Origin of the sequence: Levilactobacillus koreensis JCM 16448, assembly GCF_001435525.1 — a bacterium.
GTDB lineage: Bacteria > Bacillota > Bacilli > Lactobacillales > Lactobacillaceae > Levilactobacillus > Levilactobacillus koreensis.
Map to the genome: position 1 here is coordinate 1 of NZ_AZDP01000068.1, position 7,232 is coordinate 7,232.

Annotated in this window: 7 protein-coding genes and 1 CRISPR repeat array; of the genes, 3 read left to right on the forward strand and 4 right to left on the reverse strand. The window is 47.4% G+C overall.

What is annotated here, in order from left to right; translation table 11 throughout:
• Positions 1-264: 264 nt before the first annotated feature.
• Positions 265-2,122: direct repeats of the CRISPR family, unit length 28 nt; unit sequence GGATCACCCCCGTATACACGGGGAACAC.
• Positions 2,123-2,749: 627 nt separating this feature from the next.
• Entirely contained in the window at positions 2,750-2,833 is an 84-nt protein-coding gene (locus tag FC99_RS14425; RefSeq protein ID WP_420324070.1) for a putative holin-like toxin, read from the forward strand.
• Between the two features lie 171 nt (positions 2,834-3,004).
• On the opposite strand, the gene FC99_RS05805 is transcribed toward FC99_RS14425, so the two are convergent.
• Complete coding sequence (locus FC99_RS05805) at positions 3,005-3,808, reverse strand: AAC(3) family N-acetyltransferase (protein ID WP_048736145.1); 804 nt, start codon at positions 3,806-3,808, stop codon at positions 3,005-3,007.
• A gap of 130 nt (positions 3,809-3,938) precedes the next feature.
• Entirely contained in the window at positions 3,939-4,214 is a 276-nt protein-coding gene (locus FC99_RS05810; RefSeq protein ID WP_156166956.1) for a hypothetical protein, read from the reverse strand.
• Between the two features lie 13 nt (positions 4,215-4,227).
• On the opposite strand from FC99_RS05810, the gene FC99_RS13805 reads away from it, so the two are divergent.
• On the forward strand, positions 4,228-4,428 hold the full coding sequence (locus FC99_RS13805; RefSeq protein WP_156166957.1) for a hypothetical protein: 201 nt from the start codon (positions 4,228-4,230) through the stop codon (positions 4,426-4,428).
• A 145-nt stretch (positions 4,429-4,573) separates the two neighbouring features.
• Positions 4,574-5,746: an MFS transporter gene (locus FC99_RS05815; RefSeq protein WP_048736147.1), complete on the forward strand. Its 1,173-nt coding sequence runs from the start codon at positions 4,574-4,576 to the stop codon at positions 5,744-5,746.
• A gap of 161 nt (positions 5,747-5,907) precedes the next feature.
• Here the strand turns inward: FC99_RS05815 and FC99_RS05820 are convergent, their stop codons facing one another.
• Entirely contained in the window at positions 5,908-6,393 is a 486-nt protein-coding gene (locus FC99_RS05820) for a hypothetical protein (protein WP_048736148.1), read from the reverse strand.
• Between the two features lie 159 nt (positions 6,394-6,552).
• A complete protein-coding gene (locus tag FC99_RS05825) occupies positions 6,553-7,149 on the reverse strand; it encodes a hypothetical protein (protein WP_156166958.1) in 597 nt (198 codons plus the stop codon).
• Positions 7,150-7,232 lie beyond the last annotated feature (83 nt).

A 7,232-nucleotide genomic window follows, 5' to 3' on the forward strand; every position in this document is an offset into this window, starting at 1 on the left:
GTGTATTTATTTTGGTCTAAATTCTAAGTGGCTAACTTGATTATAAAATTCGCCAATATATTTTGTTTCTGTTCTAAACTATTTCTTCAACATTATTAAAACGGACTCGCTATATATGAATTAGAAGGTCGTGTTATCAAGTCAAAAATCACCCCCACATCCGTAGGGAACATCTTCGCTCCGTAATATGAAGTACACCTTCACCCGGATCACCCCTACACCTGTAGGGAATATACATGATTATATCATATGTTTCTTTTTAGGAAGACTCCCCCGTATACACGGGGAACACGGACTACGAGTTCGACCGGTTTGGAGAGGTTCAGGATCACCCCCGTATACACGGGGAACACGCTCCGTAATTGATCATCAATTTCCAATTTTTAGGATCACCCCCGTATACACGGGGAACACTGAGAGATATTAAGTTTCGTGCATGGGACCCAGGGATCACCCCCGTATACACGGGGAACACTCCGCTGCACCCTATCTAAGGGCGGTACCAAGAGGATCACCCCCGTATACACGGGGAACACTTGTTGCTCCCAATCCAGGATTACTTGCCGATAGGATCACCCCCGTATACACGGGGAACACTACCAATACTGAGCCATTGCTGGTAAATAGTCGGGATCACCCCCGTATACACGGGGAACACCCCTGATTGCCGTTGTAAATTGAATCAATAATGGGATCACCCCCGTATACACGGGGAACACGAAGTTGTCGAAAGGAGAACAGTAAATGTTCTAGGATCACCCCCGTATACACGGGGAACACGAGCGCTTGTTGTCTACAAGCCAGACGGCACTGGGATCACCCCCGTATACACGGGGAACACCATTGCCATCCCCCTCGATCCCCATTTCAATCGGGATCACCCCCGTATACACGGGGAACACGCTTGCCGGGTATAAAAGCTTGCCTGCCACTCGGGATCACCCCCGTATACACGGGGAACACCGCTAAGTCAGTAGAGGTTCCCAAACGGTCCTAGGATCACCCCCGTATACACGGGGAACACGCGATTCAAGCAGCATTGCTAACGTTGGCTGCAGGATCACCCCCGTATACACGGGGAACACTTGAACTGGTCACGTAACGAGCCGATCTGTTTGGGATCACCCCCGTATACACGGGGAACACTGAACATCGCGTTTAAACTTCGTCTCATCACTGGGATCACCCCCGTATACACGGGGAACACTGACATGGTGTTTACCTGTCCACCGTATGCTGAGGATCACCCCCGTATACACGGGGAACACAGTTCGTCCTTAACTCTCAATGGTATAGAACGAGGATCACCCCCGTATACACGGGGAACACCCCATAGGAAACTTTTCAAAAAAGGAACAAAAGGGATCACCCCCGTATACACGGGGAACACTTTGCGTTAGCTTTGTCGAAAACATCTTGTACGGGATCACCCCCGTATACACGGGGAACACCTCACTCTCTAAGATTTGAACCCGCTGGAGTAAGGATCACCCCCGTATACACGGGGAACACTCAGTATAGGAGGAAAACACTATGAAAATTAAGGGATCACCCCCGTATACACGGGGAACACCAAACTAAGCGAATGACCTTTAACGGGGCCAAAGGATCACCCCCGTATACACGGGGAACACATAGCCGGTAAGACGAATTACAAGACTGAAAAGGGATCACCCCCGTATACACGGGGAACACCGTGTGTACCACGAGCACGGTTATGCCTGATAGGGATCACCCCCGTATACACGGGGAACACCCAGCATCTACTTCTGGGAAGAGACTTCCCATAGGATCACCCCCGTATACACGGGGAACACCATGAGGCTACAGGAAAAGGCTCACGTTGGCTGGGATCACCCCCGTATACACGGGGAACACAGAGCGTGTGTCGATCATTGAGAGTATGGTGCGGGATCACCCCCGTATACACGGGGAACACCAGAGATGTTGAACAACGATCTGTACGAATATGGGATCACCCCCGTATACACGGGGAACACTTTCAGCGGAACAGTTGATTGCCGGGAACGTAAGGATCACCCCCGTATACACGGGGAACACTGACTCGTCCTTAGCCTGATCAATGTACTTTCGGGATCACCCCCGTATACACGGGGAACACACTAAACAAACGCCGTCACACCAGCATCCTATTTTTCCAAAAGTGCCTTTTTCCTTTAACTTGCTTCTCTAGCATACCTCAGCAATGTACGATTAACAATTACTCTATCGTCAAAACAATAACAAAAAAATTCCGTAACAATGGGCTCAAAACGTTTTAGTTTATCATCCATTCTCATTACGATCGATATCAATTAGATCAACATTATTACTCAGAACTCAAGAGTATCGCTTCAAAAAACTACATAAAAAAATGGCCCCCTGCTCCTCTGAACAGGCGGACCATTTTAAAATCTAAGAAACTCCGGCTTGCTAACCAATCTCTCTGAATCACGTTATTAGCATCTCTTAAACTCTAATAGATAACTATACACGACATTTATGCGTTTGTCAAAGCTTTTTTAACCAGCACTCAAACTTTGAGTTGATTTTCATATATTCCAACAAGAACCAGTAGTTGCTAATCCCTTGATATAACAATATTTGTAAGACGTATTGCCTAGAGATGCAACCTAAAACTGCTACACTGGTTTAAGCAAGAAGTTTTGTGAGTGGGGGCTGCCTTTTCCCTTTTCGAGGTGAGGTCCATGGGAACATGGAAAGAATCTAGCGAAAGGTTTCGTGACCCGTGAGTATTTTTCAAGCGCTATCGTTGATGCTGGCTTTTGCCACATTAATGATTGTTATCGATCGCCATAACGATCGCAAATAAAAAAGCCGCCCTCTAACTTTAGACGGTTAGGGCGACCTGTCGTCGTTTCTGTCTCCGCTCTTGAAGCGGCTTGCTAAGCCGGTGTTCGCGCGCCGGCTTTTGCTATGTCCTCACTATACCACATTTTCCGGCCGAAGTAAGGCTAACGACTCTCACATTTCCCCGACCTGCCTAGCTTGTATACGTATACGTCTTGAACTTCTCTTCAGCGAAATCGACACATTGCCGCATATCAATCACTCGAAGCCTTCCCTTGGGTAAGTCTACCGCCGTCATGCCAGTACCTTGGGCTTCAAACTCGCGCTCCAACTTCAAGAAATCATAGGTCTCCAGCTCAACATTTTTAAAACTGACCATTTTCTTTTGTGGATGTAGAAAATCTCCTGTCTCAACTGGTGCGGTCTCCTCGATGACCTTAATGTTCCGATTGATTCTGGTTTCCGCTAAATGGAGCGCCGTATTCGTTTCAAAATTTGTGCCAATCAAGACCAGTTTAGCGTGTAGCTCATACAGTCTCCCCAACACACCATCATCCCCAAATGGGAAATCGTACGTCGCATCCGTAGTCAGCCACTTTGCTCGGCTGCCCCATGCCGTAAACGAATCTAACGGATTTGCCGACCGCTCCACGTCTGGATAGTTCCGGAAAAGTTCCACCACGTCACTCTGACCAATTGCGGGGGTCAAACGTTTGCTATAGCCCATAGTCCGGTCGCGAATCGGTTGCCAGTTTTCCTCTGGTTCTGGGCCCTCCGTCCACAATGACGGATCCGATAGTTCCGGCGTCTGGCTTGGCATCACCACATTTCCCGTTGGCCCCACCGCTTGGCAAAGTGCCGTGATGACGGCCCGGCTATCCCCCGTGATCCAGTCGAACGCTTTTAATGAGGTGTGGACCATGACGCTATCGCCCGCCACGACGCCTGCACTTTGAAGTTGCTTTAGAAAATCCTGTCTCCCATACGGTTTACTCATTGGTTACGCTTCTCTCTCAACATTAAAATTAGATTATAGCTCTTATTATAAATTCATTTTGGGCATATGTAAATAGAAAGAAAGAACCTTCCTAAACAGTTCTTCCTTCATGACTTGCGTTCACTTTTTCCTAAGACTTGGTCAACATCACAACCCCTTCACCAGGAATGGTTCCCTCGTCATCATCGCCCGAGCCAAAGAGTTCGCCACCAATGTGCCAGCCCGCGAATTGTGACCGTGTCTTCGTATCATAGCCAGCCGCTGTCAAGGCCGCTGCGACCGAATCAGCACTCTCTGGGTCTTTAGCCGTAAAGCTGATGACCTTAAACGACTTAAATGGTATTTTATATCCCGTTAGAACCTCTTCTTCCGCGCTCAAAGTTTCAGGACTATTTGGCTTCGACAACGAAAAATCATCCTTGGAAACACCTCGCAACAGTTGTTCACTAGCGAAAATCATGTATCCTCTGGGGACGGCCTTAGCTATTATTTTTGCGTTATCCACCTGCATCACCATCAGCGGCATGGTGCTCAATCACCTGTACCGCGAACCAGAGAGCTATAGCATCTTAATTTTACAGGCTGCTTTTACGATTATGATTATCTTGGCATTAAGTTAATAACTACCGGGACCAAGCGAACCTTGCCTAGTCCCTTTTTGATGCCGGCAAACAAAGACAGCAAACTTACCAAGCCATCCACCATAGTCGCCAACTCCGCAGTGACCTATACTCAGTCTCAATCGAATCACGAGGAGTCCTGCCCATGAAGCGCATCTTCTACATCCTGCTAGCCGGTGAAACGGTATCCGACCTCGGGGACAACCTATTTGGTATCGCCATTGATTGGTACCTCTACAGTTTAACTCGGAGTTCATTTTTAGTCGGCGTCATTTCGGGTGCGTTTAGCCTGTTAGTCCTGATGAGCCTGGTGACCGGCTTCGTTGCCGACAAACACGTCAAGACTCAGGTCATGCGACTAGTCGACATCTTTCAAATCACCATTATGGTCACTGCCGGTGTCATTTACGGCCACCGGACCATCACCTTGATTCCATTCATCCTGATTCTATTTCTTACCCGAATCGTCGGTACCTTCTTCGGACCGGCCGAAAATACCTTAATTCCCCAGCTTGTGCCTAAGGACGCTCTCGGCAAAGCTAATGGTCTAAACCAAAGCTTCGGTATGATTTCCGAGATGATTGGCCTGTTGGTTGGGAGCACCCTCATCGTTTGGCTCTCCCTCGCAGACTTCATGTGGGTCAATGCCCTCACCTTCGGCATCTCGCTGATTTGCGTTTCAATCGTTCACCGGAAACATCACGAGGTACTCACACCCCCGACCAATGATGACTCGGATCGTTGGTACACGGGCATTCAGTACATCAAACGGACCCCGATGCTACGTGCCATTATCTCACTGGCTTTAGTCATTAATCTAGCTTTGGGCCCGATTATGAGCTTAAACGTCGTCTGGGTTCGCCAAAATCTCCACAGCAATAGTATGGTCTACGGTATCATGCAGATTGCCCTCATGATTGGCGTGATTCTGGGGAATATTGTGGCGGCCGCACTGAAGATACCTTTGAAGCGGAAAATGATTTTGTCACTAAGCGTGGTCAGTCTGGCCGTTATTGGGATGGTTCTATTGCCGAATGTGCTCATGACCCTTGCTATGCGACTGCTCATTGGTCTAGGTGCCGGCACCATCAACGTTGCGGTCTTCACCTTGCTTCAATCCACAACTCCTGCCAATATCTTGGGGCGAGTCAATGGCGCCATGATGGCCGGAACGAACCTAGCGTTGCCTCTGGGAATGATGCTGGGTGGTATCTTTTCAGTTCGACTCGGTGTTGGCGGCGTCTACTTGGTTGGCGCGGCCTGCGCTCTGATTACGCTAGCGCTGTTCTCACACGTCAAGGTTAGTGAGCCCGACTGAGTGTCTCAAAAAAATAATTTTTCTACTATATATAAAACGAACCTCATCGATATCCGTCAAAGGTTCGTTTCTTTTTACGCATTCTTGTCATCCATAGTCACCACATGAATCCAGCCAACGAAACAACTCAAAAGCGTGACTATTGGGAACCCCTGGCCTTTCTAACGGCCCCGCTGTAGCCAAGCCACCAGCTTCATCACCCCTGCCAATACGGCAAGTAACGGTCCAAATAGAATCAGCAGGAAAGTCGCCCACAAGTGTTCAGCAAATACCAGGACGGGATTGAGAATCTCATCCGTACTCTGCGTGGTTCCGGTCGTATACTCCCACGGATTGGCAGCCACGCCATTCGGTGTCCACCGACGATTCACATGACTATTACCTATATCCTGACGGTGCATATTGAGTGCCCGGTGTTTGTAGGTCTCAAACCGCTCGCCATTTTTGCTATAGAGGCTTTGATACTTGTTTCGCAGCGCCGGGTAGCAGACCAACCAACTCAAGAATATCCAAGTGGTGAAATAGGTGATGGGAACCGTCCAACCAGTCTTGGTGCGCTTTAGGTCCCAGGTCAGTAAAAGCAGCATGATCACCACGCCTTTGAGGAGTGTTAGTAGATAGCGCCAAGCTTTTTGCCACTTTGTCATGTGGGTCGCTTCCCTTCTCTACTTAATTAATGATTATCGTTTAATTATATCATTGTTTTATCATTATTTCATCGTATTCTAATTATTTACAAATCAACCTAAAAAAGGCCTAACCGCTGTGCTTCCGGTTAGGTCTGATTTTAGATTGTGCCTTGCTGATTAGCCATGATAGTAATGGTAGCTTTCAAGATGCTTCGATTGCTGTTTCGTTCGGTAAGAGAAGATGGCAAATGAATCACCCTCGCCATACGCCTTTAGCGCTTTAATTTTCTTACCCTTGTAGGTTTTATTTACAATTCGATAATGGAAGCTATTGCCATAAAAATCACTTAACTTAGGATGCTTTTTTTCGGGCCAGAAACTATAGAGGAGGTTATTATTAGACGCTTTATATGCGTAAATCCAAGAATCCGTTCCCGTCTTTGCCTTTATTGTATGTAAACTAAGTGTCATGTCTCCATCCGTATCTTTCCACTTTTTAGCAGAAATGATGAGCCTAGAATTGTATTCCTTGGTATACCAAGTTCCGCGGTAGGCCTTTGGAAAGCTCTTTATCGCCGTATATTTAGCTGCCGCAGCCGGTTCAGTAGGTAGCGTCACCGCACTACCACCAACCGTCGTTGCTACCAGTGTCGCCAAAATCATATTTTTTATTTTCATTTCACCGTTAACCCCTAACTCTATATTAAATTCCATCTGGGAGATTACTTCCCCCAGGTCATCATTATACAAAGTCAGGGTGACATAATTTGTCATTAGAACCATCAACCGGCAAAAAAATTCCGCAAATTGCAAGAACAAGTTAGTCACTAGAGCCAAATACTAATACCAAAGGATTC